Here is a 25,698-nt window from a genome sequence, read left to right as displayed (position 1 = left end):
TCGGCTGCGCGAGGCCGAAATGTTGGTGCAGTCCTTCCGCGACGACATCCGGGTGGAACTGCGGCGGCACGCCGGGCAGGAACCCGTCAGCCCGGTCACCCTGGAGACCGTCAGGACGGTTCTGGACCAGGCCCGGATCTCCATCCGGAACTCCCTGGACGGGTGACCGTCCAACCCTGGCGGCAACGCCCGTCCGGTTCGCGGCGGCCCCGCCAATGTGGGAGACTTGAGGGCAGCTCTTTTGAGTACCAAAAATTAAGGAGGCCAGCTATGAGCAAGCGTGCACGTAAACGTCGTGACCGTAAGCGTGGCGGCGCGAACCACGGTAAGCGCCCCAACACCTAAGCCACGGCTTGGATAGACAGCTTTAAAGCCGAAGACCCCGGAAACCATCTGGTTCCGGGGTCTTCTGCTGTCTCGACCGGCTGTTGTTGCCGGCGGCCAGCTCAGGCGTCGGCCGGCTTGTACGAGTGGATGCGGTCGAGGATGGAGTTCTTGAGGTTCTCCGGGGCCGCCTCGGAGCAGGAGCGCTTCACCATGACCCGGATGACGCACTCCAGGTCATACTGCTCGTGGCATTCCGGGCACCCGTCAAGGTGATCCTTGATCTCTGCAATGTCGTCGTGCGTCAGGGCGCCGTCGAGATACTCGTAGATGCGCTGCATCCGGGTCTCTTCGCAGTCGCCCAGTCCCTGGCAGTCGCTCATTTCCTGTTCTCCTGATTGTTGCCTTCGGCCGCGGCGGTCTCGCCTGCGGCCCTGAATCCCCGCTCGGCCGCGTAGTCGGCCAGCATGTCCCGCAACATGCGCCGGCCGCGGTGCAGCCGGGACATGACGGTCCCGATCGGGGTGTTCATGATGTCTGAAATTTCCTTGTACGCGAAGCCTTCGACGTCGGCGAAGTACACCGCCAGCCGGAACTCCTCGGGAATGGACTGCAGCGCCCGCTTCACGTCGGAGTCGGGCAGGTGGTCCAGCGCCTCCGCCTCCGCCGACCGCAGCCCCGTGGAGGTGTGCGATTCAGCGCGGGCCAGCTGCCAGTCCTCGATGGTGTCCGAGTTCGACTGCAGCGGCTCGCGCTGACGCTTGCGGTACAGGTTGATGTACGTGTTCGTCAGGATGCGGTACAGCCAGGCCTTGAGGTTGGTTCCCGGCTTGTACTGGTGGAAGGCGGAGAAGGCTTTGGTGTAAGCCTCCTGCACCAGATCCTCGGCATCCGCGGGGTTCCGGGCCATCCGCATCGCCGCCGAATACAGCTGGTCGACGTACTGCATGGCGTCACGTTCGAAGCGGATGCGCCGCTCCTCCGTGCTCTCGACGTCGGTGTCCAGCGGCGTGCCGCTGCCGTCCACCGCGACGGTTTCGCTGGCGGCGCGCTCGGCCGCAAGGTCCTCGGCGGTGGTGTCCCGGTCCGACGGGGTGGCGGCTGCATCGTTCCCGGCTGCCTGGTGCTTGGCCGCGACGGCCGGATCCATGGTGCTCATTGCCTTCAAGTCTACTGTCACCGCGGGCCTGCCACCGGTTGGGATGGTTCCCGGCGGACCCGCGAAGGCACGGGCCCAGGGGTTGGCGACGTCCGTGTCGGTCCGTTCCGTGGTCTGAACCAGAGTCAAACTTCCACCTCTCCTCGCTTATTGAGGCACTACCTGCACAACCGCCGTCGGCGGGCAAATATTCCGCAAAAGTGCAAGACTAGAACCGGTTCCCCGCAGAACACCCGCGGTTCATCCCTCCAGGAGGAAATTCATGTCGCCTGTCCGGTTCTTCGCCCGTCCCATGCTCGCCTCCAGTTTCGTGCTCGCAGGCATGGACAAACTGCGGAACGCGGATGACACGGCCACTCAGCTTTCCCCGCTGTTGAGCCGCGCGGCCGACGCGCTCCCCTTCCAGACCTCCGAGAAGACCCTGGCCCGCGTGATCGGGGGCGCCCAGGTGGGCGCCGGCGCCTGCTTCGCCCTCGGCAAGTTCGCCCGCCTCTCCGCAACGGTCCTGGGCGTCATCTCCGCCCTCAACGCCTACGTCGAGTGGCGCTCCGCAGACATCTCGTCCAAGGAAGGACGCGAGAACCGGCGCAAGCAACTGCTCAAGAACATCACCCTGACCGGCGGCGTGCTCCTGGCCTCGGTCGACACCAACGGCAAGCCGAGCCTGGCCTGGCGCGCAGAGCACCTCGCGGCCGACGCCCGCCGCTCCACCGCCCACCTTGCCGCCGACGCCCGCAAGAGCACCGGCAAGAAGCTGAAGAAGGCCGACAAGGCGGTCCGCAAGGCCGTCGACAACGCCGTCGGAGCCTAGAGCGTCAATGTCTGGTACTGCCCCCGCCGCAGCTGAATCCGTGCCCGCCGGGGGCGGCCCGCACTGGCCCGCGCCCTGTGCCGGCCACCCGGTCGACGCCACCGTCACGGTCCCGGGCTCCAAGTCGCTCACCAACCGCTACCTGGTGCTCGCCGCCCTGGCCGACGGCCCGTCCCGGCTCCGCGCCCCGCTGCATTCGCGGGACTCGGCCCTGATGATCGCGGCACTGCGCCGTCTCGGGGCGACCATCACGGAGGTCCCCGGCGACGGCGCGTTCGGCCCCGACCTCGAGGTGCTGCCGGCTGCCGCCGGGGCGTCCACGGGGTCGGCAGACATCGACTGCGGCCTGGCAGGAACCGTGATGCGGTTCGTCCCGCCGCTAGCCGCCCTCCGGCAGGGCCGGACGGTGTTCGACGGCGATCCCCACGCCCGGCTGCGGCCGATGGGCACCATCATCGAGGCCCTCACCGGCCTCGGCGTCGACGTCGCCGCGCCCGACGGCGGCCCCGCGACGGCCCTCCCCTTCGCCGTCGAGGGCACCGGTGAGGTCCGGGGCGGCCACCTGGTCATCGATGCCAGCGCTTCCTCCCAGTTCGTCTCCGCCCTGCTGCTGGCCGGCGCCCGCTTCACCGAGGGACTGCACCTGGAGCACCGCAGCGCGGCCAACCCCGGCCAGCCCGTCCCAAGCCTCGACCACATCGCGATGACCGTCGCCACGCTCCGGGAGCTCGGCGTCACCGTCGACGACTCCCGCCCCAACCACTGGATCGTCTCCCCCGGCCCCATCCGCGCCTTCGACCGCAGGATCGAGCAGGACCTCTCCAACGCCGGACCGTTCCTCGCCGCGGCCCTCGCCACCCGCGGAACCGTCCGCATCCCCGACTGGCCGGAAGGCACCACGCAGGTCGGCGACCTCTGGCGAGGCATCCTCGCCGCGATGGGCGCGACCGTCAGCCTCGAGGGCGGCACCCTGACCGTCACCGGCGGCCGGTCCATCAGCGGCGGCACCTTCGCCGACACCAGCGAACTCGCCCCCACGGTCGCCGCGCTCTGCGCCCTGGCCGACGGCCCCTCCACCCTGACCGGCATCGCCCACCTGCGCGGGCACGAAACGGACCGGCTCGCCGCCCTCGTCACCGAGATCAACCGGCTGGGCGGCGACGCGGAGGAAACCACCGACGGCCTCGTCATCCGGCCCGCCCCGCTCCACGGCGGGGTGGTCCGCAGCTACGCAGACCACCGGATGGCCACCGCCGGCGCCATCCTGGGCCTCGCCGTCCCCGGCGTCGAGGTCGAGGACATCGCCACCACGGCCAAGACCATGCCGGACTTCCCGCAGCTCTGGGCCGCCATGTTGGCCCCGGCCGATGGCACCAGTTCAGACGAGGCCCGTGCAGACAAGGACGCCGCCGGTGGCCCGCAGCACTGACTCCTGGGACGAATCCGACGTCCGGATCCGCCCCAACAAGAAGGGGTCCCGGCCGCGCACCAAGGACCGGCCCAGCCACGACGACGCCGTGACCGGCCGGATCATCACGGTGGACCGCGGCCGCTACACCGCGGTCGTCGCCGAGGGCACCGATGAAGAGCGCACCGTGATCGCCGCGCGTGCCCGCGAACTGCGCCGCAATCCGGTGGTGGCCGGCGACTTCGTCTCCCTCGTCGGCAACGTCAGCGGCGAACCGGACACCCTCGCCCGGCTGGTGAAGATCCAGGACCGGCGCACCCTGCTGCGCCGCAGCGCCGACGACACCGATCCGATCGAGCGGGCCGTGGTGGCCAACGCGGACCAGCTGGTGGTCGTCGTGGCCGCTGCCAACCCGGAGCCCCGCACCGGCTTCATCGACCGCGCGCTGGTGGCCGCCTACGACGCCGGGATCGAGCCACTGCTGCTGATCACCAAGGCCGACATCAAGGACCCGGCCGAGCTGCTGGCGAACTACCGCCACCTCGACCTGCCCGTCATCATCTCCAAGACCGCCGACGCCTCCGCCTCCGGCATCGACGCCCGCTCCGACGACGGCCTCTCCGCCCGGCTGGACGGCCCGGCCGTCGCCGAACTGCACGGCTACCTGGACGGCAGGGTCACCGTCATGCTCGGCCACTCCGGCGTCGGCAAGTCCACCATGGTCAACGCCCTCACGGGGGCGGAGCGGGCCACCGGTGGCGTCAACGCCGTCACGGGCCGCGGCCGCCACACCTCTTCCTCCGCCCTGGCGCTGAAGGTCACGGATGCCCCGGCCGGCAGCTGGATCATCGACACCCCCGGGATCAGGTCCTTCGGGCTGGCCCACGTGGACCCGGACCGCATCCTGCGTTCCTTCCCCGACCTGGCCCCCGGCACCGAGGACTGCGAGCGCGGCTGCAAGCACGACGCCACCGCCGTCAACTGCGGCGTGGACGCGTGGGTCCAGGCCGGCCACGCGGGCCCCTCGGGCCCGGCCCGGCTGGCCTCGCTGCGCCGGCTGCTGGGCACCGACCCGCGGCAGGAGGCCCAGGAGACCAAGGAACTGGGCACCGTCTCCTGACCGTATGTCGCCTCTTCGCCCCGCGGGCGATCCGGCCGTCCGGGACGTGGCCTCCCCGGCCGGAGCGCGTTTAGACGGTAGTTTGGAAGCATGAGCCAACCCGCGTCGAGCTACAACGATGACCTGCGCCTTGCCCACGTCCTGGCGGACTCGGTCGATTCCCAGACCATGAGCCGCTTCAAGGCCCTTGACCTCAAAATCGAGACGAAGCCGGACCTGACGCCGGTCACCGACGCCGACAAGGCCGCCGAGGAGGCCATCCGCGGCCAGCTCTCCCGCTCCCGCCCCCGCGACGCCGTCCTGGGCGAGGAATTCGGCAGCTCGGGCCACGGCTCCCGCCGCTGGATCATCGACCCGATCGACGGCACCAAGAACTTCGTCCGCGGCGTCCCGGTCTGGGCCACCCTGATCGCTCTGGTGGACGAGGGCGAGCCGGTGGTCGGCGTCGTCAGCGCCCCCGCCCTCGGCAAACGCTGGTGGGCCGCCAAGGGCGCCGGCGCCTACACGGGCCGCTCGCTGGCCGCCGCCACCCGGCTGCGGGTTTCGAACGTCTCGGACCTCTCGGATGCCTCCCTCTCCTACTCCAGCCTGGGCGGCTGGAAGCAGCGCGGTAACCTCGACGAATTCCTAGGCCTGACCGAGGAGGTCTGGCGCACCCGCGCCTACGGCGACTTCTGGTCCTACTGCCTGGTGGCCGAGGGCGCCGTCGACATCGCCTGCGAGCCGGAGCTGAACCTCTACGACATGGCCGCCCTGGTCCCGATCGTCACCGAGGCCGGCGGCCGGTTCACCTCCCTTGAAGGCGAGGACGGCCCGTTTGGCGGCAACGCCCTGGCCACGAACTCGATCCTGCACTCCGAGGTCCTCAAGCGGCTCAATCCGAACCTCGACGACCTGCTCTAGAGCGGCGCCTTCCCTAAGGGCCGGTTCCGCGTAACACAGCGCTTCACATTGCCGCGCCCCTTTCCGGGGCGCGGCACTCGTGTCCTAGGCTCGAACCAGGTCACGAGTGCCAGCGCAAAACCCCGGTTTGCTGGCCGGCAACCCTCCTTTCGCGGCGGGGTGCCCCGGGTGACGACCTGGCCGGTCCGGAGCGGACCCGGCAAGCGCGGATCCCCAGCACGCGGGGTCCTTTTCGAGCGAGGTCCCATGTCCACTGCCATTTTTTCGTCCCTAGCGTCCACCTCCACGGCTGTATCCGCCGCGCGCGCCCCGCTGGCCGCCGTGACCGGCGCCGAGATCCAGGCGCCGCTGATCCAGGGCGGCCAGGTCCGCTACGCCAATCTGGACTACGGCGCCTCGGCCCCCGCCCTGTCCGTGGTTTCCGCCTACCTCAACGAGATCCTGCCCTACTACGCCAGCGTCCACCGCGGCGCCGGCTACGCCTCCCAGCTGAGCACCTCGGTGTATGAGAACGCGCGGACCATTGTGCGGGAGTTCGTCGGCGGCCGGCCCGACGACGCGGTCATCTTTACCCGGAACACCACCGATTCGCTGAACCTCCTGGCCGGGTGCCTGCCCACCGCCGGCGGCCGGCACCTGGGCGAGGTCCTGTACCTGGACATCGAACACCACGCGAACCTCCTGCCTTGGCAGGGGGTTCCGCACCGCAGCGTCGTCGCCTCGCCGACCCTCGCCGGGACGCTGGCGCGGCTCCGGGCCGAGCTGGCAACCGGCGGCATCAGCCTCCTCGCGGTCACGGGCGCGTCGAATGTCACCGGCGAGATCCTGCCCGTCCGGGAGCTGGCTGCGCTGGCGCACGAGCACGGGGCGCGGATCGTCGTCGACGCAGCGCAGCTGGCCCCGCACCGCCGCATCGACGTCGCGGCCGACGGCATCGACTACGTCGCCTTCTCGGGGCACAAGCTCTACGCGCCCTTCGGCGCGGGTGTCCTGGTGGGGCGGCCGGACTGGCTCGACGCCGGGACGCCGCATCTGGCCGGCGGCGGCGCCGTCCGCGACGCCCGGCTGGACGCCGTCAGCTGGACCACCGGACCTGCCCGGCACGAGGGCGGCTCCCCCAACGTCCTCGGCGCGGCCGCCCTGGCCCGCGCCACCCAGGCGGTCGCGGCCCTGGACGAAGCATCCTGGCACGGCCACGAGGATGCCATCCGGTCCTTCCTTGCCGACGGCCTGCGGGAGATCGACGGCGTGAGCGAGCACCACATCTTCGAGGAGACCGACCGCGGGGAGGGCCACGGCACCATCGGCGTCGTGAACTTCTCGGTCGCGGGGTACGACGCCGGTCTCGTCGCCGCGTACCTGTCCGCAGAGCACGGGATCGGTGTGCGGGACGGCAGGTTCTGCGCGCATCCGCTGCTCAAGCGGCTGGGCCTGCCCGCCGGGTCGCTGCGGGCCAGCTTCGGCCTGGGCTCCCGGCTCGAGGACGCCGAGCGGCTGCTGGCCGCGCTGCGGACGCTGCGGCGGGACGGCCTGGGCTGGGACTACCTGGTGGATGCCGGGCGCTGGGTACCGGCGAACGACACCCGCAGCTACCCGCACTGGGCGCCCAACACCCCCGGCACCGCCGGGGCGGCCCCCTGCACCCTCGACGGCCCCGAATAGCCGGTTTACGGTAGATTCGACGGGTATCTTCCCGAGCTGCCGAAGGAGAGTTCACGTGGCAGGCGGCGGCCCCAAACTGCATCAGAACCGGCGGAAGGAGCTCGGAGCGAGCTTCCAGGACGGCGGGGAACACTACGACCGGGTGCGGCCCGGCTATCCCGCCGACTCCGCCGACTGGCTCATTCCCGCCGGAGCCCGGGACGCGGCCGACGTCGGGGCGGGGACCGGTAAGTTCACCGCCCTTCTCGTGGCCCGCGGCCTGGCCACGGCCGCCGTCGACCCGTCGGCGGACATGCTGGACCAGCTGCGCGCCGCCCTCCCTGGTGTCCCGGCCACGGTGGGGACCGCCGAACACACAGGCCTCCCGGCGTCTGCGTTCGACCTGGTGACGGTGGCGCAGGCCTGGCACTGGTGCGAGCCGCTGCAGGCCAGCACCGAGGCCGCCCGCATCCTGCGTCCGCACGGGGTGCTCGGGCTAATCTGGAACCAGCTGGACACCTCCGTGCCGTGGGTGCACCGCCTCTCCCGGATCATGCACGCCGGGGACGTCCACAAACCCTCGTTCCGCCCACCGGTCGGCCCGGAGTTCACCGGGCTGGAGAGCCACCTGACCCGGTGGGAGGACCCGGTGACGCCGGAGGAGATCCTGGAGCTAGCCAAGTCCCGCAGCTACTTCCTGCGGGCCGGCGAGGCCACCCGGGCCAAGGTGCTGGCCAACCTCCAGTGGTACCTGTACGAGCACCTCAGTCATGGTCCCGGCGAGACGCTGGCCCTGCCCTACCTCACCAAAAGCTGGCGCGCGATGAAGGTCTGAGCCTATGATTTCGGTATGCCTAACTTTTTTGTTCAGGCATACGGAACTCATTTGACCCACCAGCCGCAGGAGCCTGCAATGTTGCACCTCGCCGAACAGGATCCCGCCGCCGGCGGCCGGAGCCCGGTCCGTGGCAGGAAGGGGCCCCGCCGGGCCCTGCTGGCGCTGCTGGGGCCGGCCTTCGTCGCCGCTATCGCCTATGTGGATCCCGGCAATGTGGCGGCCAACCTTACCGCGGGCGCCGAGTTCGGCTACCTGCTGGTCTGGGTGCTGGTGGTGGCCAATGTCGTCGCCGTCCTGGTTCAGTACCAGTCCGCCAAGCTGGGCATCGTCACCGGTCGCAGCCTGCCGGAACTGCTCGGGGAACGCCTGCGTCCCGGCTGGCGGCGCGCATTCTGGGTCCAGGCCGAAATCGTCGCGGCCGCCACGGACCTGGCCGAAGTGGTCGGCGGCGCCGTGGCCCTCTACCTGCTCTTCGGACTCCCCCTCCCACTGGGCGCCGTCGTCGTCGGCGGCATCTCTATGGCGCTGCTGGCCATGCAAAGCCGGAACCGGCAGCGGCCCTTCGAACTGGTGATCATGGGCCTGCTCGCCATCATCACGGTGGGCTTCCTGGCCGGGCTGTTCATCAGCCCGCCGGACCCGTCAGGGGTCCTCTCCGGCTTGGTCCCCGGGTTCCGCGGCCCGGACACCGTGCTGCTGGCCGCCAGCATGCTGGGCGCCACCGTCATGCCGCACGCCATCTACGTCCATTCGGCGCTCTCGCGCGACCGGCACCGCCCCGACAGGCACCGGCACGTTCCGCAGCACGCGGTGGAGCGGCTGGTTCGCGCCACCCGCTGGGACGTCATCGCGGCGCTGGCCGTAGCCGGCATCGTCAACATCGGCATGCTGCTGCTGGCAGCGTCAACCCTGGGCGGGGTGGAGGGCACGGACAGCATCGAGGGCGCCCACGCCGCCATCAGCGCCAGCCTGGGACCCGTGGTGGGCGTGGTCTTCGCCGTCGGGCTGCTCGCCTCCGGGCTGGCCTCGACGTCCGTGGGCTGCTACGCCGGGGGAACCATCATGGAGGGGTTGCTGAAGATCAGGATCCCGCTGATGCTGCGCCGGCTCCTGACCCTGGTTCCCGCCGTCGTGCTGCTGGCCGTCGGCTTCGACCCGACCTGGGCGCTGGTGCTCAGCCAGGTGGTGCTGAGCTTCGGCATCCCCTTCGTGCTGGTCCCGCTGGTCGTGCTGACGAGCAGCACCCCGCTGATGGGCGGCTTCGTCGACCGGTTGCCGCTGCGGATCGCGTCCGTGGTCAGCGTGCTGCTGGTGGTGGCCCTGAACCTGGCGCTGCTGTGGTTCACATTCACGGGTGCGGCCGGACGGTAGGCTAGGGGCTGTGAAAACCAGCCCGCCTTCTTCCTCGATCGAGGACTACGTCAAGGTCATCTACACCTTCACGGAGTGGCAGGACAAGCCGATCACCTCCACGCAACTGGCCCAGCGCCTCGGCGTCGCGAACTCCTCGGTCTCGGAGATGGTCCGCAAGCTCAAGGAGCAGGGCCTGGTGGACCACAAGCCCTACGGAGCCGTCACCCTGACCGCGGACGGTGAGCGGCTGGCCCTGTCCATGGTCCGGCGGCACCGGCTGATCGAGACGTTCCTGGTCCAGGAGCTCGGCTACCGCTGGGACGAGGTCCACGACGAGGCGGAGACCCTGGAGCATGCGGTCTCGGACACCTTCATCGACCGGATGGCGGCCAAGCTGGGCCACCCGGTCCGCGACCCGCACGGCGATCCCATCCCCGCGGCGGACGGCTCGGTCCTGATGCCCCCGGCGGTGCGGATGAGCGAATTGCCAGCCGGCCAGGGCGGCCGCATCACGCGGATCAGCGACGAGGACCCGGACCTGCTGCGCTATCTGGCGACCGAACGCATCGAGTTGGACGCCGCCGTCGCGGTGCTGGGCAGGAAGCCGTTCGGCGGCCCCCTGGTGGTGCGGATCGCCGGACCTGACGGATCACGGGAGCTCGACCTTGCCGACCGGGTCGCCGACGCCCTCTGGGTGCACCCTGTGTCAGCAGACGACGAAGAACCCGGCAGCTCACCCGCCGCTAGTCTCCGCTAGCCCCTTGGGCTCCCCCGCCGTCGCCAGCCCCGCCTTCTGCTGCAGGCCCGGCGGACGCGTCCGCGGGCGCTGGCGGATTCCGGATCCCGACGGCGGAGGCCAGCGCGCCGGCGACGAACAGCGCGGCGGTGACCAGCGACGTCGCGTGCAGTCCCGCAGTGGTGATCACCGGCCCGGTGATCAGCCCGGCGAAGGCGATCGTCACCAGCCCGGCGATGCGGGCGACGGCGTTGTTCACGGCCGAGCCGATCCCGGCTTCCTCGGGCGGAACCGCGCCGAGGATGGCCGAGGTCAGCGGCGCCACGGTCACGGCGAGACCGATCCCGAAGACTACGACGCCGGGAAGGACCTGCCACGCATAGTCCAGGGGCAGGCCGATGCCGAGCATCAGCAGGAAGCCGGCCGCGCAGAGCAGCGGCCCGGCGGTCATGAACCAGCGGGGGCCAAAACGTCCGGAGAGTGCCCCCATCCGGGACGAGAGCAGCAACAGGATCAGGGTGGAGGGCAACAGGGCCAGGCCCGCGGCGGTGGCGCCGAGCCCGGCCACCTGCTGGAGGTAGAGGCCCAGGACGAAGAAGCCCAGGTTCAGCGCCCCGTAGATCACCAGGGTGGCGGCGTTGCCCCAGCCGAAGTTCCGCACCGTGTAGAGCCGCAGCGGCATCATCGGCGCGCGGGTCCGGCCCTCGTGCACCAGGAACGCGGCGAGTCCGGCGATGCCCGCGGCCAGCGGCAGCCACACCTGCGGCGAGCCCCAGCCCTGGCTGCCGCGCTCGATGAAGGCATAGACGATCCCACCGAGCCCGACGACGGCGAGGACCGTGCCGGCGACGTCGATGCTGCTGCCGGGAGGCCGCTCCAGGTCCTGGGCGCGCAGCCGGCGCAGCGCGGGCCAGACGGCGGCGGCGGGAACGATGTTCAGGAAGAAGATCACCCGCCAGGTGAAGACATCCACGGAGATCCCGCCCAGCAGCGGGGCGGCGACGATCGCGCCGGAGGTCCACGCGGACCATTTGCCGATCGCGGCGGACTGGGCCGGGCCGCTGAAGACGGTGACGATCAGCGCCAGGGAGCTGGGCACCAGCAGCGCACCGGCCACACCCTGGAGACCGCGGAAGATGATCAGCGACTCGCCGTTCCACGCCACGCCGCAGAGAATGGACGTGGCGGTGAACCCGGCCAGCCCCCACTCCAGCACCCGGACGCGGCCGAACTGGTCGGAGAGGGATCCCGCCACCAGGATCAAAGCGCCGAGGGTCAGCAGGTACGCGTCCACCACCCATTGCTGGACCACCAGACCGCCGCCGAGTTCGCGGCTGATGGCCGGCAGCGCCAGGTTCACCACGGAACCGTCGAGGAAAGCGATGAAGGAGGCCACGATCGCCACGTAGAGCACGCGCTTCTGCAGGCTTGTCATGGGTGCGGCGGGGGTGCCGGGCATGGTTCGTGCCTTCCTGATCCGGTGCCCTGAGCCTAGCACCGGGCGTGCCTCCGGGGGCCTTCAGCCGTTCCACATGGCGGCCGGCCGGGGCCTGCCGGCGCCGCTTCTCCCGCCGTCGCGTAAAATTGACGGATGATTACCCGCCGCGAAGCAGCCCAGGTCCTCGATATTCCGCTGGAAATGGCCAGCCGCCACGGCATCCCCGCCCGGCTCTCCGACGCCGAACTCGCCGAACTGCTGGACAGCCCGCCGGCGTGGCTGCGCCAGTCCAAGGCCAACCGGACCGGTAAGCGCCCGGTGTGGGTCCAGCTCACCTGCGCCGTGTGCGGCTACTCGGAGGCCGCGCGGCCGAAGAAGTGGTGGCCCGAGTTCAGCTGGGTGTGCTGCGAACGGCACTCCCCCTTCGAGCTGCCGGAGCTGGCTCCCAACCACGTCCGGAGCGAGTACGAGGGCGTCGGAACCCGGTTTGTCGGCGTCGTGGACGTGGCCGTACCCGGGGCGTAGCCTAAAACGAACGGGTTCATCCCGGGCCCGTTTCTGTTGAGGGAGTGCGCCATGCCTGATAAGTCGCCGCATCGGCACCAGAGCAAGAAGCCGGTTAAGACCATCAAGGAAAAACGGGCCGAGAAAAAAGCCAAGCACATCGTCGATGAGCACACGGACCAGGTGTCCCACATCAAGCGGCGTTAACGACGAAACGGCCGGAAGCAGAAGCTTCCGGCCGTTTCGCTGGGTTGGTGGAGATGGGGGGAATTGAACCCCCGTCCGATGTCGTGTTGTCAGGGCTTCTCCGGGCGCAGTTTGCGTCGGATTTTCTCGGCCCCAGCCATCCTGCAAACAGGTGGCTGATCCGGGCCCAGTCATCTAAGAGTCCCGTTTACCCCGATGACGGGGGTAAACAGCAGTGGCTATCTAAATGACGCCAGGATCCGGGGCAATAGCAACCTCGGGCTGACGGACTGTCTTACTGCTTAGGCAGCGAGAGCGAAGTCAGTGCGTTTTGATTCGGCACTTATTGGTTTGCAGACAGCGTTTACGAGATAATTCTGCATCCTCGGCCCGCTTCACCTGTCGCGACTAACATCGTCGAAACCGATCATCCCCGTGTTTAGTTATCAAACGTCCATAACCCCGCCGATCGGGATCCTGTGGATCCCTCCCGGACACTCAATGATAACGCAGCCGCAGTCGGAATCATTCCCGCGGCCGGCGCGTGGCCGCCCGGCCTCAGCGGCGGTTGCGTTCGCGCATGACGCGCAGGGCCTCGCGCTTGTCCTGCTGTTCGCGCAGGGTCTGGCGCTTGTCGTATTCCTTCTTGCCCCGCGCGACGCCGATCTCCACCTTGGCGCGTCCGTCCACGAAGTAGAGCTGCAGGGGCACGATGGTGAAGCCCGACTCACGGACCTTGTGCTCGATCTTGGTCAGTTCCTCGCGGTGCAGGAGCAGCTTCCGACGGCGGCGGGCGGCGTGGTTGGTCCAGCTCCCCTGGTGGTACTCGGGGATGTGGATAGCTTCCATCCATAGCTCGCCGTTGTAGAAGGTGCAGAACCCGTCCACCATGGACGCGTGGCCCTCGCGCAGGGACTTGACCTCGGTACCCATGAGCGCGATGCCCGCCTCGTAGGTATCCAGGATGTGGTAGTCGTGCCGGGCCTTGCGGTTGGTGGCCACTGCCTTCCGGCCACTTTCTTTGGGCACGGTGCTAACTCCTCAATCGATGGTGCAATTCACTCCAGTTTAGAGCAGGCCCATGGGGTCGACCGCCTGGCCGTTGACCCAGGTCTCGAAGTGGGCGTGGCAGCCGGTGGAGTTGCCGGTGGTGCCGGAGTAGGCGATGAGCTGTCCCTGGCTGACCTGCTGGCCGACGGAGACCACCACGGAGGTGTTGTGGTAGTAGACGGTGGTCAGTGAGTTGCCCTGGATGACGCCGTGGGAGATTTTCACCCGGTTGCCGCCGCCGTCGTTGCCCCACCCGGCGGAGAACACGGTGCCCGCGGCCGCGGCGTAGACCGGGGTGCCGCAGGTGGCACCGAAGTCGATGCCGGTGTGCATGTAGCCGCCCTGGCCGTAGAAGTCGATGGTGCCCGGGGGCGTCGCCCGCCAGCCGAAGCCGGAGGTGATCGGGATGTTGGCCGCGAAGGGGTGCCGCAGCCCGAACGCCGAGATGGGACCCGGTGCGGGCGGAACGTAGGGTGCCTGGGGCGGCGGCGCCTGGCCCTGGGCCTTGGCCGCTGCGGCCGCTGCCGCCGCGGCGGCCTCGGCGATCCTGCGCTGCTCCGCCAGCCACGCCTCGCGGAGCTTGCGGTCCCGCTCGGCGATTTCGGCGGCCACGGCGTCCTGCTGGGCCTTGACCTGGGCGAGCTGGTTTTGGATGCCCGGCTTGGCGGCCTGGAGTTCGGCGTCGATACGGGTGGTGTCGGCGATGAGCTTGTCCACCTGGGCCTTCTTGGCCTCGGCCTCGTCCCGGGCCGCCTTCTCCCGCTCCAGCGCGGCATCGGCCTTGGACTTGAGGTCCTTGATCTCGGCTTCCACCGCCTGCAGGCGCGCCTGCGAGTTCACGTTGGTGGCGTTCTGCTGGGTGAGCTTGTCCATCGCCGAGTTCTGGCTGCGCAGGGCCTGGTCGGCCAGGTCGATGGTGTCCGTGAGGCTTCCACCCTGGTTCGAACCGAAGAAGAGCGAGAGGTTGGAGGGGACGCCGCCGGACTTGTAGGCCTGGGTAGCGATCTGGCCGATCAGCTTCTTGGTCTCGGTGATCTTCTGCTGGTCATTCTGGAGCTGCTGGGTGATCTTGGCCTTGTTCTGCTGGGCCAGGTCCACGCGCGCGGCGAGGGCGTCAACTTCCTTGACCGCCCCGGCCACCCGGCCCTGGGCCTCGAGGAGGGACTGCTGGGCCCCGGGCAGCTGGCCCTGGTACACCACCAGGTCGGCCGCGGCCTGGGAGATCTTCGCGTCGACGAATTCGAGCGAGTCCTGGACGCGGGCGGCCTGGTCCCGCAGCGCGGCCTGCTGGTCCTCGAGGTTGTCCGCCACGGCCAGCGGCGCGGGCGCGCCGAGGCTGGCGGCGAGGGCCAGCACGACGGCGGTGCTGACCAGCCGGCTGTGGCGGAGGGCCTTGCGGGCCGCTGCGGTGCGTCGTGCCTTCGGTGTCATGGGCAGTTCCTCTGCGTTGCGCACGGCTAGACCCTAAGGTACCGGCGGAGGGTAAGGAGCGATGATATTCCGGCGAGCACGATGCCCAGACCGATCAGGGCGGGGGCAAGGATCAGCGTCTGGCCCGGAGATATGAAGGCGGTGTCCGGGTACTGCTTGGACAGGAAACCGTTGAGGAAGAAGTTCGCCACGGCCCAGAGCGTGCCGGAGGCCAGGGCCGCGCCGATCACAGCGGCAATAACGCCCTCGAGGATAAAGGGCAGCTGGATGACGGTTTTGGAGGCACCGACCAGCCGCATGATGCCAGTTTCCCGGCGGCGGCTGAAGGCCGAGAGCCGGATGGTGGTGGCGATCAGCAGGATGGCGCAGATGATCATGACGCCGGCGATGCTGACGGCCACGAGCGAAGCGGCGTTCATGGCCGAGAAGAGCCGTTCCAGCAGCTGGCGCTGGTCGATGACGGATTCCACGCCGGCCTGGGAGGAAAAGTTCTCGGTGATGACCTGGTATTTCTCCGGATCCTTGAGGTTGATCCGGAAGGAGGCCGGGAGCTGGTCCGGGGTTACCGAGTCGACGATCGGCGAGTTGGAGAACTGCTCCTTGAAGTGCTTGTACGCGTCGTCCTTGGATTCGTACTGGAAGTCGTTGACGTACTGGGCCACGGACGGGGACTGCAGGAGCTTGCGCAGGTTGTCCTGCTGCTCCTGGGTGGCCGGACCGGAGGCGCAACCGGGCGCCGTCGAGCCGTCGCTGCAGAGGAAGATCGCCACCTGGACCTTGTCGTACCAGTAGCCCTTCATCTGGTTGATCTGCAGCTGGAGCATGCCGGCCGCGCCGACGAAAGTCAGCGAGACGAAGGTGACCAGGATGACCGAGACGACCATGGAGAGGTTGCGGCGCAGGCCGCTGCCGATTTCTCCGAGGATGAAGGCGAGCCTCACAGCTGAACCTCCCCGGCGTCGTCGGCCTTGGCTGTGGTGTTGCCGGCCGTTCCGGCGTCGTCCCTGCTGCCGTTGTCTTCCCGGCCGCCGGCGTCGCGGGCCCGGCGGGCCTGGCCCACCGTGGGGATCATCGAGGTGTAGAGGGCGCGGGCCTCATCACGGATGACCTTGCCGTTGCGGAGTTCGACGACGCGCTTGCGCATCTCGTTGACGATGTCGTCGTCGTGGGTGGCCATCACCACGGTGGTGCCGTTCTGGTTGATCTTGTCCAGCACACCCATGATGCCCATGGAGGTGGTGGGGTCCAGGTTGCCGGTGGGTTCGTCGGCCAGCAGGATGCCGGGACGGTTCACGACGGCGCGGGCGATTGCCACGCGCTGCTGCTCTCCGCCGGAAAGCTCGTGCGGGAGGCGGTTTTCCTTGCCCTCGAGGCCAACGGTTTTGAGGACCTCGGGAACGGTTTCGCGGATGACGCTGCGGCTGCGGCCGATCACCTGCATGGCAAAGGCGACGTTGGCGAAGACGGTTTTTTGCGGCAGCAGGCGGAAGTCCTGGAAGACGACGCCGATCCCCCGCCGGAGCCGCGGCACCCGCCAGCTGGAAATCCGGGCCACGTTCTGACCGGCGACGTAGACGGCGCCGGAGGAGGCCCGGTCCTCCTTGAGGACCAGGCGCAGGAAGGTGGACTTGCCGGAGCCGGAGGCCCCCACGAGGAAGGCGAACTCTCCCCGGTCGATCTCAAGGTTGATCGAATCCAGCGCCGGCCGCGCCTTCTGGTCGTAGACCTTGGTGACATTTTCGAAGCGGATCATGACCCTATGTACCCAGCAGGAGCCGGGCATCTTTCAGACCAGTTCTGCCGCCGGGGCGCGGGCTTTCTTTTGGGGGAAATAGGGCACCGGCCCTCCGACTATACGCACCGGCCCCGGCGCGCCGGCCGGAGGGTGGTGGCGTGTCGCGGGAATTTGGACTGGTTGGGCCTGCCGGGGCGGGGCGGGCGGCGGACGCCGGTCCGGTTGGGCGGCGGGCGCGGGGCGGCGGCGGACGCGGGGCCGGTTGGGCGGCGTCGCTTCCCGGGGGTTTACTTCTCCGCGTTACGGTTGTCGGTCCGCCAGCGGATGCCGGCGTCGATGAAGTCGTCGATCTCGCCGTCGAACACGGCCGAGGTGTTGCCCACCTCGTGTTCGGTGCGCAGGTCCTTGACCATCTGGTACGGGTTGAGGACGTAGGAGCGCATCTGGTCGCCCCAGGAAGCCTTGACGTCGCCGGCGAAGGCCTTCTTTTCGGCGTCCTCCTGCTCCTTCTTCAGCAGCAGCAGACGGGACTGGAGGACGCGCATGGCGGCGGCGCGGTTCTGCAGCTGGGACTTCTCGTTCTGCATCGACACGACGGTGCCGGTGGGGATGTGGGTCAGGCGTACCGCGGAGTCGGTGGTGTTGACCGACTGGCCGCCGGGGCCGGAGGAGCGGAAGACGTCCACGCGGATCTCATTGTCCGGGATCTCGATCGAGTCGGTGGATTCGATCAGCGGGATGACCTCGACGGCGGCGAAGGACGTCTGGCGGCGGCCCTGGTTGTCGAAGGGGCTGATCCGGACCAGGCGGTGGGTGCCCGCCTCGACGCTCAGCGTGCCGAAAGCATAGGGCGCCTTGACCTCGAAGGTGGCCGACTTCAGGCCGGCTTCCTCGGCGTAAGAGGTGTCCATGATGGTGGTCGGGTAGCCGTGGCGTTCGGCCCAACGCAGGTACATCCGCAGCAGCATCTCGGCGAAGTCCGCGGCATCCACGCCGCCGGCGCCGGCCCGGATGGTCACCACGGCCTCGCGCTCGTCGAACTCGCCGGAGAGCAGGGTGACCACCTCGAGGTCGGCGAGCGCCTTGCGGACCGATTCGAGCTCCGCGGCGGCCTCCCCCATGGAATCCTCGTCGCCCTCGTCCTGGCCGAGCTCCACGAGCACCTCGAGGTCGTCGATGCGGGCCGCGAGCTTGTTGAGGCGCTCGAGTTCGGACTGCTTGTGCGAGAGCTTCGAGGTGATGACCTGTGCGGCGGACGGATCGTCCCAGAGATTCGGCTCGCCGGCGCGCTCGCTCAGTTCGGCGATGTCCTCCTTGAGCGCCTCGACGTTGGAGACGTTCTCGATCGAGGCGTAGGTGGCGCGCAGCGCGCGGATCTCAGCGGGAAAATCAATGTTTGCCATGGTTTTTCAAGCCTACCCCGGTTGCGAGTCAGCGCGTCAGCCGGGACCGCGCCGTCGACGTCGCCTCGATCCTGATGCCGTCGGGGACCAGGAAATTGACGATCGGCGGGTGCACCGCAGCGCTGAGGACCACGACGGCGGTGGACCCGTCGGGGCTGCCGGTCGCCGGGGTGACGGCCAGGCCGCTGAAGCGGGCGAAGGCGCCGTCGCGGGTGAGGTAGTCGAGGGTGGTGCCGCGGACGCGGGGACCGCTGAGGATGGCGGTGGGCGTACCGGAGCTGCCGTCGATCTGGCCCAGGGTGAAGCTGTCCGCCGCGGCGATCGAGGCGCCGTCGGCGAGGGAGAGCAGCTTCTTGTGTTCGAGGTACACGCTGGAGGCCGCGGCAACCACGGTGACGATCAGCAGGGCGATCAGGACATAGCCAATGATCAGGACCATCAGCTGACCGGCCTCGCTGGTGTCATGCGGGTGTTGCTGCACCTTGGCCGTTACCTTCGCCTGCGGCCGAGCCATCAGCGGAACCGCCCGACGATCTGGGTGGAGGTGGCGGTCAGGTGTCCGGCGTCGAGCCGGAGCGCCTCGCCGAAGGGGACGAACGGCAGCGGGACGGTGAGCCGGACCGTCACGGTGACGGCCGATCCTGCGGCGGTGCAGTCAGGGGAACTGCAGGCGGTTTCGAGGGTTGCGTTGCCCGCGGGCTGCCCGTAGTCGGCGAGCGCGAGCTGGACGGCCTGTTCCGCGGCGGCGCGGCCGGCACCGGCGTCAGCCTGGGCGACGAAGACCTTGGCCGCCTGGTCCGCTGCCCCGGCCACTGCGAACGACCCGCCCTGCAATTGACCCAACGTAATGACGAAGTACACGACCGGGACCATCAGGAGCAGCGCGAGGAAGGTGAACTCAACGACGGCGCTCCCCTGTTCCGGGTTGGTCCCCGCGGTGTCGGGGTGCGGGACGTCCGGGCGGGCGGGGTCAGGGACACCCGGGGGCAAAGGCTCCGGGACTCTCGGGGGTTCAGGGCTGGAAGGCGGCATGGCCCTTCACCTCCAGCACGCCGGTCGGACCGATCAGGCCGATGACGGGCAGCGGGGCACGGACGGTCACCTCAAGGGTGCGGATTCCACCGTAGCTGGCCTCCCCCGTGCTGACATCGCGGGCGAAGTCAGAGGTCAACGCGACGCCGATCAACTGCGCCGTGCGTTCCCTCGCGTCACCGGCGCCCCGGTCGGCGAGCGTGCCGTACCGCGCCCCGGAGCCAGCGGCGTCGATCAGGGTGTTCCGGACGTGAAGGACGAGCGCAAGCTGGACGATGGCCAGGAAGAACACCGTCGCAAGGGCGCCGACCATCACAAAGTCGACAACCGCGGCACCCCGCTCGGGGTCGTGGGTCCGGGGTGGCTGGCCCGTGCAGTGACCGAGCGCGCAGCGAGGTAGTAGCCTCCGCCGGGCCGTGACCCTGCCGCCGTCGGCGCGTCCGCCCTCGCCGTCGCGCGCCCGCGCCGGCTTACCTGCCGGTGGGTGCATCACCGCCTATTGCCCGACCTTCTGCATCGCCTGATTGAAGAGCCCCTCGAGCGCCGGCCCGGCGATGGCGAGGAGGGCCGCGACCAGGACGGCGGACATTAGCGTGATCATCACCCAGCCGGGGACGTCGCCCCGCTCCCGGGGGTCGTCTCCGGCCGGCTTGCCCTTGTGGAGCTTCACGGGCGCCGCACCCGCGCACCAGAGGAGCGCGAAAAGCAGCCTGTTCATGACGCGGGCCGGATGTGTCGGTGTAGCCATGTGATTCCCCTTTTTCTTGTGCTGCTGATGCTTTTGATGTTCTTTCGATTCGTGGGCGAGCTCGCCCGTCAAAGGCCTAGGGTGATGGCCGCCAGGCCTGGGAAAACGGCGAAGACGACCGTCAGGGGCAACACGCCGAAGACGAGCGGAACCATCATGCCGATCTCCTTCTTGCCTGCAGATTCCATGAGGTCGCGCTTGGCGGCGTCTCGGACGTCCTGGGCCTGGGCCCGGAGGATCTCCGCCAGCGGTGTGCCCCGCTCGACCGCGACGATGAGTCCGTCGACGAAGCGGACCAGCGGGGCAAGATTGGTCCGGGCGGAGAACTCCTGCAGGGCTTCCACCAGCGGCTGGCCGGCCCTGGTGGACGCGAGCACCAGGCCGAACTCCTTGGCCAGTTCCCCCTGGGTGCGGCGGCAAACCCGGTCCAGCGCCCCGGTTGCGCTCTCGCCAGCGCTCACGGCCAGGGCCATCAGCTCGGCGACGCTTGGGAACTCCGCCATCATGCGGACCTCACGCTTCTTGATGCGGGCACCGAGAGCGTAGTCCCGGAGCATGAAGCCGGCCAGACCCACGGCGACGACGATCAGGACAGCGAAGAGCGGGTTGAGCCGCACGGACAGACCACTGATCAGGACCACGGCCACCGCACCCAGAAATCCTCCGGCGGCCCACAGCAGCTGTTCCGCGCGAAATTCGACGGCGGTCTTCTCACTCCCGGCACGAACCAGCCTGCGGTTCAGCGCCGTCGTGCCAGGGTTGAGCCGGCCCAGAGCCCGCATCCAGTCGCCGAGGACGGGCCGAATGATGCGCTCCAAGGGCCCGAAGGGAGTGAGGTTCCGGGGTGCCTCGTGCAGGAGCCGGGATTGCACGCTGTAAGACCGCAGTTGTGGGGCGATCCGTTCGGTGAAGCTGACCGGCCTCATGAACGGCAGGCGAACGAGCACCAGCCACAGCGCGGCTCCCAGCACGGCACCACAGGCCGCCGCGGAGGCCAGCAGCGCGCTCATCGGAGCACCCGTTCGTCCTGCGGCAGGGCGCCGATCCGGAGCATGAGTGTGTAACAGATGAGCGAGACCACCAGGCCTCCGACCAGCACGGCGGCGCCGACGGCCGTGTTGTAGGCGGCGACCGCTTCGGGCCGGCTGGCGAGCAGCACGAGCACAATCCAGGGTGCCGCAACGGCGAGTCTGGCAGCGTTGACGGTCCAGGACTGGCGCGCCTCCAGTTCGCTGCGAGTGCGGGCGTTCTCGCGCAGGAAGTCGGCGAGGGTGCCGAGTAACCGTCCCAGATCGGAGCCGCCCACTTCGCGGGTGAGGCGCAGGGCTTCCACGATGCGGTCGGCGACGGGGTCGGCGAGCCGTTCCTTGAGCCGGTTCAGTGCAGGGTCGAAGCGGCCACCGGACCGGTAGTCGGCGCCGAAGTCCCGGAATAGCGGGCGCAGCTCGGAGGGCCCCTTGTCGCCGAGCTGGATCAGGGCCTCGGGGAGCGACAGCCCGGCGCGGATCGCCGATCGCAGGTGGTCCACGACGTCGGGCCACAGCTCTCGGAGCACTGCCGTCCGTTTTCGCGCCCGCCACCTGACGGCGCCCAACGGCAGCCATCCGCCGAAGAGGCCGAAGCAACAGGAGATGGGCCACGAGCGGGTACCGGCGAAGAAGAGCAAGGACACGAAACCTCCGACGCCGAGGCACGTGGCCAGGAGTCCGGCCCTGCTGACCTTTTCGATGCCCGCGGTGCGCAGCAGGTCATCAAGGCGGTTCACCTTGGGTGTCCGTGGCGCCCGGGGCGGCTGCTCCCAGGCCGACCACCAGATCAGCAGCAACCCTACGCCCCCGAGCAGCCCCAATAGCGGCGCCATCAGTGCGACTCCAGCAGTGCCGCGACGTCGTACCCGGCGCGAGCGAATTTCTCGGCCGCCGGCATCGAGTTCGCCCGCGCTGCCAGCTGGCCGCCGTCGAGCTCGAACACCATGGAGGACTCGATGACCCCGTTTTCGACCCTGCGGCCGAGGGCCAGGATCTCCGTTACCTGGCGGCGGCCGTTCGCGTGCCGGCTGCAGTGGACGACGAGGTCGATGCACGACGCGACGGTGGGGACGACAAAGGCGCTGGAGATGTTTTCGCCGGCCAGCAGCGGCAGTGTGCAGATCTTCGTCACCGCGTCGTGGGCGGAGTTGGCGTGGACGGTGCACATCCCGGGCAAGCCACTGTTGAGCGCGATGAGCATATCCAGGCTTTCGGCTTCGCGGACCTCGCCGACCACGAGGCGGTCCGGGCGCATCCGGAGCGCTTCCTTTACCAGGCGGCGAAGCGGGATTTCGCCTTCGCCTTCGAGGTTTGGTTGCCGGCACTGGAGCCCGACGACGTCGCGGAGAGGGAACTTCAATTCGAAGATCTCCTCTACGGTGACCACGCGCTCCCGGGTGCCGATGCTGGCCGCGAGACAGTTCAGCATTGTTGTTTTGCCTGCCTGCGTGGCTCCAGAGACGAGGATGTTCAGCCCGCTGGCGACGGCCGCTCCAAGGAAACGCGCTGCTTGCGGCGTGAGGGTGCCGAGCTCGACGAGGTGCTCCAGCCGGCTGGCCTTCACGACGAACTTGCGGATGTTGATGGCCCAATGGCGCCGGGTCACGTCAGGGATGACGACATGGAGCCTGGAACCGTCCGGGAGGGATGCATCGACGAACGGGGACGAGAGGTCGAGACGGCGGCCAGAGCTTTTGAGCATGCGCTCGACCAGATCGTGGACCTGTTGCTCGGTCAGGGCCGCGGACGTCAGCTCCGACTCGCCGTTGCGGGCCACGAAAATCTCGTTCGGAGCGTTGAGCCAGACTTCCTCGATCGCCGGGTCATCCAGAAGGGGCTGCAACGGCCCGAACCCGGCGACGGCGTCGAATACGAAGCGACGTGCCGTGTCCAAGGGACCGATGGGAGGCAACGGGGCCAGGAGGGCCCGCTCGTCATAGTCAAGGACAGCTTCGTCGACCAAGCGTCTTACTTCGACGGTCTGCCGCAGCGGGTCAAGCCCGCGACGCCGGATCAGTTCCCGGACCTCGTCCTCGACGATGCGCACAGCTTCCACGGTGCCCCCAACATGACCGCTGCCCCTTCCCCTGGGGCAGTGCAACTGGGGTTAAACCTAGGGTGGGGCGGTCATAAGAACAACCAATTTTCTCCCGGTTGTGGAAAAATCCCCGCAGATTTATAACAATTTTCACACAGGTATCAGGCGAAACTCTGGTGGCGCTGTTTTGCCGGGATAGGGTGAGCGCGATAAGTCAGACATTCTCGTCCCCGGTTAGCGCTCGGTCGCTTGGCCCAGGGGCGGAGATCACCATGACACGGCTCGAACGTGTCGTTGTACCGGAGCGGCACATGCAGCAGTCCCCACTTCCCCCAACCTATTACTTTCTCGGCCGGGTTGGAGCCGGGCTGCTAGCTGCTGCCCTCATGGCAACGGCCTGTCAGGCCGCACCGGCATTTGCGGTAGAACCCACCCCCAGCCCGTCGGTCACGACGACGGCGGCCCCCGCTCCTTCGCCAACCCCTGGGTCCACGGTGGCGCCGACGTCGACCGTCGCTGCCTCGGCATCTCCCTCCGCAACAGCGACATCGTCGCCAGCGGTTTCTCCCTCTCCGACTCCGTCGGTCGTGTTGGATCCTTCCTCGGCTTCTGGCCGGGCTGCAATGGCAGCGGCGGTCGGCCCCGCTGGTGCAGAAATGGGTCAGGGTTCCAAGCGAGTCGCTTCAACCCCCACCGGCGCCAAATCCCTCACCACCCAGTCGCTGAGCACTGAGGGTACTTGGAGCCCAACGTTTGGCGTGCAGGGTCTGGACGTCAGCGGCTATCAGACCAGCGTGAACTGGCAGCAGCAATGGAACATGGGTGCTCGCTTTGCTTATGTCAAAGCGAGCGAAGGAAATTACTTCACCAACAGTCTTTTTGGATCGCAGTATCAAGGTGCGCGCAATGTAGGCATGATCCGAGGCGCTTACCATTTCGCCATTCCGAACTGGTCTTCCGGTGCCGACCAGGCCCGCTACTTCGTTCAGAATGGAGGGGGATGGAGCGCCGATAGCTACACCCTTCCGCCTGTTCTCGATATTGAGTTCAATCCCTACGAGAACAAAACCATCAACGGGTTCTACTTTGGTGACACCTGTTATGGCATGTCACCCAGTCAACTCTCTTCATGGGTCAGAGATTTCGGCAGCACCATGTCCTCGCTGACGGGGAGATTGCCCGTTATCTACACCAACACATCCTGGTGGAACCAATGCCTTGGAAACCCCGGCGGCTTCGGCGACTACCCGCTGTGGGTTGCCTCCTACCCGGGCGCCTTCACGAACAATGCGGGGCCTCTGCCGTCCGGCAGTTGGGCCAACTACAGCATCTGGCAGTACAGCAGTACAGGTCCGCTTACCGGTGACTCAAACGTATGGAACGGCAGCTACACAGATTTAGTCGCTTTCGCTAATGCGGGAATTCCTTACGGAGCAAGCAAGGCGATTGCTGATGTGGCGGCTGTTTCTCCCGGGCTTGGTAAGTCGGTTTCGGGTTTGAAGACCGGGTTGCGGGGAGGTGTTTCGCAGGGGTTTGAGAACGGTGCCATTTATTGGACTGCCGCTAACGGGGCTCATGTTTCTTCGGGCGTGATTCGTGATGCCTGGGGCGCGCAGGGCTGGGAGTACGGGCAGCTCGGCTACCCGACCACTGATATCCGGACCGCGTCCAACGGCGCCCAGTCCCAGGGGTATGAAAACGGTGCGATCTACTGGACCGCCGCGACCGGCGCCCGTGTCTCTTCCGGCCCGATCCGTGACGCCTGGGCCGCACAAGGCTGGGAAACAGGCCCCCTGGGCTACCCCACCACCGACATCCGGACCGCAGCCAACGGCGCCCAGTCCCAGGGCTACCAAAACGGTGCGATCTACTGGACCGCCGCGACCGGCGCCCGTGTCTCTTCCGGCCCGATCCGTGATGCCTGGGCCGCACAGGGCTGGGAAACAGGGCCCCTGGGCTACCCCACCACCGACATCCGGACCGCAGCCAACGGCGCCCAGTCCCAGGGCTACCAAAACGGTGCGATCTACTGGACCGCCGCGACCGGCGCCCGGGTCTCTTCCGGCCCGATCCGTGACGCCTGGGCCGCACAAGGCTGGGAAACCGGGCCCCTCGGCTACCCCACCACCGACGTGAAGACCGGCCCGAATGGCGGGCAGTCCCAGGGCTACCAAAACGGTGCGATCTACTGGACCGCCGCGACCGGCGCGCACAGCACCTCCGGTGTCATCCGAGACGCCTGGGCCGCCCAGGGCTGGGAGACCGGGCCCTTGGGCTACCCCACCACCGATATCCGGACCGCAGCCAACGGCGCCAAGTCCCAAGGGTATGAAAACGGTGCGATCTATTGGACCTCCACAACCGGCGCGCACGTCTCCTCCGGTGTCATCCGTGACGCCTGGGCCGCCCAGGGCTGGGAAGCCGGCCCCCTGGGCTATCCCACCAGCGACGTGACCGCCGCCAACGGCGGGCAGTCCCAGAGCTACCAGAACGGTGCGATCTACTGGACCGCCGCGACCGGCGCGCACAGCATCTCCGGTGTCATCCGTGACGCCTGGGCCGCACAAGGCCGGGAGACCGGCCCCCTGGGCTACCCCACCACCAACATCCGGACCGCAGCCAACGGCGCCCAGTCCCAGGGCTACCAAAACGGTGCGATCTACTGGACCTCCGCGACCGGCGCCCGGGTCTCTTCCGGCCCGATCCGTGACGCCTGGGCCGCACAAGGCTGGGAAACAGGCCCCCTCGGCTACCCCACCACCGATATCCGGACCGCAGCCAACGGCGCCCAGTCCCAGGGCTACCAAAACGG

24 protein-coding genes, 1 other RNA gene, 4 pseudogenes and 1 riboswitch are annotated in these 25,698 nt (G+C 68.5%); of the genes and pseudogenes, 13 read left to right on the top strand and 16 right to left on the bottom strand.

Features of this window, described 5'->3' with window-relative positions; all coding sequences use genetic code 11:
* A pseudogene (locus AB0305_RS17255) lies at positions 1-166 on the top strand (PadR family transcriptional regulator); the annotation flags it as partial.
* Positions 167-446: 280 nt separating this feature from the next.
* Here the strand turns inward: AB0305_RS17255 and rsrA are convergent.
* Positions 447-707: a mycothiol system anti-sigma-R factor gene (rsrA, locus tag AB0305_RS17250; RefSeq protein ID WP_364139044.1), complete on the bottom strand. Its 261-nt coding sequence runs from the start codon at positions 705-707 to the stop codon at positions 447-449.
* The gene (locus AB0305_RS17245; RefSeq protein ID WP_364139069.1) at positions 704-1,528 is read right to left on the bottom strand and encodes a sigma-70 family RNA polymerase sigma factor; all 825 of its coding nucleotides are present in this window, start codon (positions 1,526-1,528) and stop codon (positions 704-706) included. The genes rsrA and AB0305_RS17245 overlap by 4 nt, the downstream gene beginning before the upstream one ends.
* A gap of 217 nt (positions 1,529-1,745) precedes the next feature.
* Between AB0305_RS17245 and AB0305_RS17240 the strand changes: the two genes are divergently transcribed.
* The 8 genes from AB0305_RS17240 (at position 1,746) to AB0305_RS17205 (ending at position 10,314) form a co-directional block, all read left to right on the top strand.
* Positions 1,746-2,294, top strand: a complete 549-nt coding sequence (locus AB0305_RS17240; protein ID WP_290257349.1) for a DoxX family protein — start codon at positions 1,746-1,748, stop codon at positions 2,292-2,294.
* A 7-nt stretch (positions 2,295-2,301) separates the two neighbouring features.
* Positions 2,302-3,723: a 3-phosphoshikimate 1-carboxyvinyltransferase gene (gene aroA / locus AB0305_RS17235; RefSeq protein ID WP_364139046.1), complete on the top strand. Its 1,422-nt coding sequence runs from the start codon at positions 2,302-2,304 to the stop codon at positions 3,721-3,723.
* Positions 3,707-4,822 carry a ribosome small subunit-dependent GTPase A gene (locus AB0305_RS17230; RefSeq protein ID WP_290257347.1) on the top strand — a complete coding sequence of 372 codons (1,116 nt, stop codon included), beginning with the start codon at positions 3,707-3,709 and terminating at the stop codon, positions 4,820-4,822. The genes aroA and AB0305_RS17230 overlap by 17 nt, the downstream gene beginning before the upstream one ends.
* 90 nt (positions 4,823-4,912) lie before the next feature.
* Entirely contained in the window at positions 4,913-5,725 is an 813-nt protein-coding gene (hisN, locus tag AB0305_RS17225) for a histidinol-phosphatase (RefSeq protein ID WP_364139048.1), read from the top strand.
* A 98-nt stretch (positions 5,726-5,823) separates the two neighbouring features.
* Positions 5,824-5,937: riboswitch (SAM riboswitch) on the top strand.
* A gap of 34 nt (positions 5,938-5,971) precedes the next feature.
* On the top strand, positions 5,972-7,387 hold the full coding sequence (locus AB0305_RS17220) for an aminotransferase class V-fold PLP-dependent enzyme (RefSeq protein WP_364139050.1): 1,416 nt from the start codon (positions 5,972-5,974) through the stop codon (positions 7,385-7,387).
* A gap of 55 nt (positions 7,388-7,442) precedes the next feature.
* Positions 7,443-8,201, top strand: coding sequence for a class I SAM-dependent methyltransferase (locus tag AB0305_RS17215; RefSeq protein ID WP_364139052.1), 759 nt, complete (start codon positions 7,443-7,445; stop codon positions 8,199-8,201).
* A gap of 78 nt (positions 8,202-8,279) precedes the next feature.
* Complete coding sequence (locus AB0305_RS17210; RefSeq protein WP_364139054.1) at positions 8,280-9,575, top strand: Nramp family divalent metal transporter; 1,296 nt, start codon at positions 8,280-8,282, stop codon at positions 9,573-9,575.
* 10 nt (positions 9,576-9,585) lie between these two features.
* On the top strand, positions 9,586-10,314 hold the full coding sequence (locus AB0305_RS17205; protein WP_364139056.1) for a metal-dependent transcriptional regulator: 729 nt from the start codon (positions 9,586-9,588) through the stop codon (positions 10,312-10,314).
* On the opposite strand, the gene AB0305_RS17200 is transcribed toward AB0305_RS17205, so the two are convergent.
* Positions 10,301-11,752, bottom strand: coding sequence for an MFS transporter (locus tag AB0305_RS17200; protein ID WP_364139058.1), 1,452 nt, complete (start codon positions 11,750-11,752; stop codon positions 10,301-10,303). The two genes, AB0305_RS17205 and AB0305_RS17200, sit on opposite strands and share 14 nt — an antisense overlap.
* A gap of 132 nt (positions 11,753-11,884) precedes the next feature.
* Here AB0305_RS17200 and AB0305_RS17195 point away from each other — a divergent pair, with 132 nt between their 5' ends.
* Both AB0305_RS17195 and AB0305_RS17190 read left to right on the top strand, forming a co-directional pair.
* Complete coding sequence (locus tag AB0305_RS17195) at positions 11,885-12,256, top strand: hypothetical protein (RefSeq protein WP_364139059.1); 372 nt, start codon at positions 11,885-11,887, stop codon at positions 12,254-12,256.
* A 51-nt stretch (positions 12,257-12,307) separates the two neighbouring features.
* Positions 12,308-12,442, top strand: coding sequence for a hypothetical protein (locus AB0305_RS17190; protein ID WP_290257339.1), 135 nt, complete (start codon positions 12,308-12,310; stop codon positions 12,440-12,442).
* Between the two features lie 45 nt (positions 12,443-12,487).
* Here the strand turns inward: AB0305_RS17190 and ssrA are convergent.
* From ssrA to AB0305_RS17125, 13 genes and pseudogenes are all read right to left on the bottom strand, one after another.
* Positions 12,488-12,856: a transfer-messenger RNA gene (ssrA, locus tag AB0305_RS17185) on the bottom strand.
* Between the two features lie 123 nt (positions 12,857-12,979).
* Complete coding sequence (gene smpB / locus AB0305_RS17180; protein ID WP_364139060.1) at positions 12,980-13,450, bottom strand: SsrA-binding protein SmpB; 471 nt, start codon at positions 13,448-13,450, stop codon at positions 12,980-12,982.
* Positions 13,451-13,489: 39 nt separating this feature from the next.
* Positions 13,490-14,902 (bottom strand): peptidoglycan DD-metalloendopeptidase family protein, encoded by a 1,413-nt coding sequence (locus AB0305_RS17175; protein WP_364139070.1) that lies wholly within the window; start codon positions 14,900-14,902, stop codon positions 13,490-13,492.
* A 26-nt stretch (positions 14,903-14,928) separates the two neighbouring features.
* Positions 14,929-15,843 (bottom strand): permease-like cell division protein FtsX, encoded by a 915-nt coding sequence (gene ftsX, locus AB0305_RS17170; RefSeq protein ID WP_364139061.1) that lies wholly within the window; start codon positions 15,841-15,843, stop codon positions 14,929-14,931.
* Complete coding sequence (gene ftsE, locus AB0305_RS17165) at positions 15,840-16,655, bottom strand: cell division ATP-binding protein FtsE (protein ID WP_364139062.1); 816 nt, start codon at positions 16,653-16,655, stop codon at positions 15,840-15,842. The genes ftsX and ftsE overlap by 4 nt, the downstream gene beginning before the upstream one ends.
* 269 nt (positions 16,656-16,924) lie before the next feature.
* The gene (gene prfB / locus AB0305_RS17160) at positions 16,925-18,040 is read right to left on the bottom strand and encodes a peptide chain release factor 2 (protein WP_290257335.1); all 1,116 of its coding nucleotides are present in this window, start codon (positions 18,038-18,040) and stop codon (positions 16,925-16,927) included.
* A 28-nt stretch (positions 18,041-18,068) separates the two neighbouring features.
* Positions 18,069-18,554, bottom strand: a complete 486-nt coding sequence (locus AB0305_RS17155; protein WP_366173485.1) for a pilus assembly protein TadG-related protein — start codon at positions 18,552-18,554, stop codon at positions 18,069-18,071.
* Positions 18,554-19,072, bottom strand: coding sequence for a hypothetical protein (locus AB0305_RS17150; protein WP_366173483.1), 519 nt, complete (start codon positions 19,070-19,072; stop codon positions 18,554-18,556). Before AB0305_RS17150 ends, AB0305_RS17155 begins: the two co-directional genes overlap by 1 nt.
* Positions 19,053-19,415 (bottom strand): annotated as a pseudogene (locus tag AB0305_RS17145) (TadE family protein); the annotation flags it as partial. The gene AB0305_RS17150 and the pseudogene AB0305_RS17145, both read right to left, overlap by 20 nt.
* A 153-nt stretch (positions 19,416-19,568) precedes the next feature.
* Entirely contained in the window at positions 19,569-19,820 is a 252-nt protein-coding gene (locus AB0305_RS17140; RefSeq protein WP_364139065.1) for a hypothetical protein, read from the bottom strand.
* A 68-nt stretch (positions 19,821-19,888) separates the two neighbouring features.
* Complete coding sequence (locus AB0305_RS17135) at positions 19,889-20,830, bottom strand: type II secretion system F family protein (RefSeq protein WP_364139066.1); 942 nt, start codon at positions 20,828-20,830, stop codon at positions 19,889-19,891.
* Positions 20,827-21,681: a type II secretion system F family protein gene (locus AB0305_RS17130; RefSeq protein ID WP_364139067.1), complete on the bottom strand. Its 855-nt coding sequence runs from the start codon at positions 21,679-21,681 to the stop codon at positions 20,827-20,829. The genes AB0305_RS17135 and AB0305_RS17130 overlap by 4 nt, the downstream gene beginning before the upstream one ends.
* Positions 21,681-22,904 (bottom strand): ATPase, T2SS/T4P/T4SS family, encoded by a 1,224-nt coding sequence (locus AB0305_RS17125; RefSeq protein ID WP_364139068.1) that lies wholly within the window; start codon positions 22,902-22,904, stop codon positions 21,681-21,683. The genes AB0305_RS17130 and AB0305_RS17125 overlap by 1 nt, the downstream gene beginning before the upstream one ends.
* Positions 22,905-23,158: 254 nt before the next feature.
* Between AB0305_RS17125 and AB0305_RS17120 the strand changes: the two are divergent.
* Positions 23,159-24,457, top strand: a pseudogene (locus AB0305_RS17120) (lysozyme); the annotation flags it as partial.
* Between the two features lie 18 nt (positions 24,458-24,475).
* Positions 24,476-25,698: pseudogene (locus AB0305_RS17115) on the top strand (lysozyme M1); the annotation flags it as partial.

This window comes from Arthrobacter sp. NPDC080086, from assembly GCF_040702285.1.
The sequence above is the reverse complement of the archived record's forward strand: the minus strand, read 5'-3'. Positions and strand labels throughout refer to the sequence as shown.

Excerpts from the sequence above, each read along its gene's own strand:
- rsrA (WP_364139044.1), bottom strand. The coding sequence starts at position 707 with ATGAGCGACTGCCAGGGACTGGGCGACTGCGAAGAGACCCGGATGCAG.
- AB0305_RS17240 (WP_290257349.1), top strand. The coding sequence starts at position 1,746 with ATGTCGCCTGTCCGGTTCTTCGCCCGTCCCATGCTCGCCTCCAGTTTC.
- aroA (WP_364139046.1), top strand. The coding sequence starts at position 2,302 with ATGTCTGGTACTGCCCCCGCCGCAGCTGAATCCGTGCCCGCCGGGGGC.
- hisN (WP_364139048.1), top strand. The coding sequence starts at position 4,913 with ATGAGCCAACCCGCGTCGAGCTACAACGATGACCTGCGCCTTGCCCAC.
- AB0305_RS17220 (WP_364139050.1), top strand. The coding sequence starts at position 5,972 with ATGTCCACTGCCATTTTTTCGTCCCTAGCGTCCACCTCCACGGCTGTA.
- AB0305_RS17210 (WP_364139054.1), top strand. The coding sequence starts at position 8,280 with ATGTTGCACCTCGCCGAACAGGATCCCGCCGCCGGCGGCCGGAGCCCG.
- AB0305_RS17200 (WP_364139058.1), bottom strand. The coding sequence starts at position 11,752 with ATGCCCGGCACCCCCGCCGCACCCATGACAAGCCTGCAGAAGCGCGTG.
- AB0305_RS17195 (WP_364139059.1), top strand. The coding sequence starts at position 11,885 with ATGATTACCCGCCGCGAAGCAGCCCAGGTCCTCGATATTCCGCTGGAA.
- AB0305_RS17190 (WP_290257339.1), top strand. The coding sequence starts at position 12,308 with ATGCCTGATAAGTCGCCGCATCGGCACCAGAGCAAGAAGCCGGTTAAG.
- AB0305_RS17175 (WP_364139070.1), bottom strand. The coding sequence starts at position 14,902 with ATGACACCGAAGGCACGACGCACCGCAGCGGCCCGCAAGGCCCTCCGC.
- ftsE (WP_364139062.1), bottom strand. The coding sequence starts at position 16,655 with ATGATCCGCTTCGAAAATGTCACCAAGGTCTACGACCAGAAGGCGCGG.
- prfB (WP_290257335.1), bottom strand. The coding sequence starts at position 18,040 with ATGGCAAACATTGATTTTCCCGCTGAGATCCGCGCGCTGCGCGCCACC.
- AB0305_RS17155 (WP_366173485.1), bottom strand. The coding sequence starts at position 18,554 with ATGGCTCGGCCGCAGGCGAAGGTAACGGCCAAGGTGCAGCAACACCCG.
- AB0305_RS17150 (WP_366173483.1), bottom strand. The coding sequence starts at position 19,072 with ATGCCGCCTTCCAGCCCTGAACCCCCGAGAGTCCCGGAGCCTTTGCCC.
- AB0305_RS17140 (WP_364139065.1), bottom strand. The coding sequence starts at position 19,820 with ATGGCTACACCGACACATCCGGCCCGCGTCATGAACAGGCTGCTTTTC.
- AB0305_RS17135 (WP_364139066.1), bottom strand. The coding sequence starts at position 20,830 with ATGAGCGCGCTGCTGGCCTCCGCGGCGGCCTGTGGTGCCGTGCTGGGA.
- AB0305_RS17130 (WP_364139067.1), bottom strand. The coding sequence starts at position 21,681 with ATGGCGCCGCTATTGGGGCTGCTCGGGGGCGTAGGGTTGCTGCTGATC.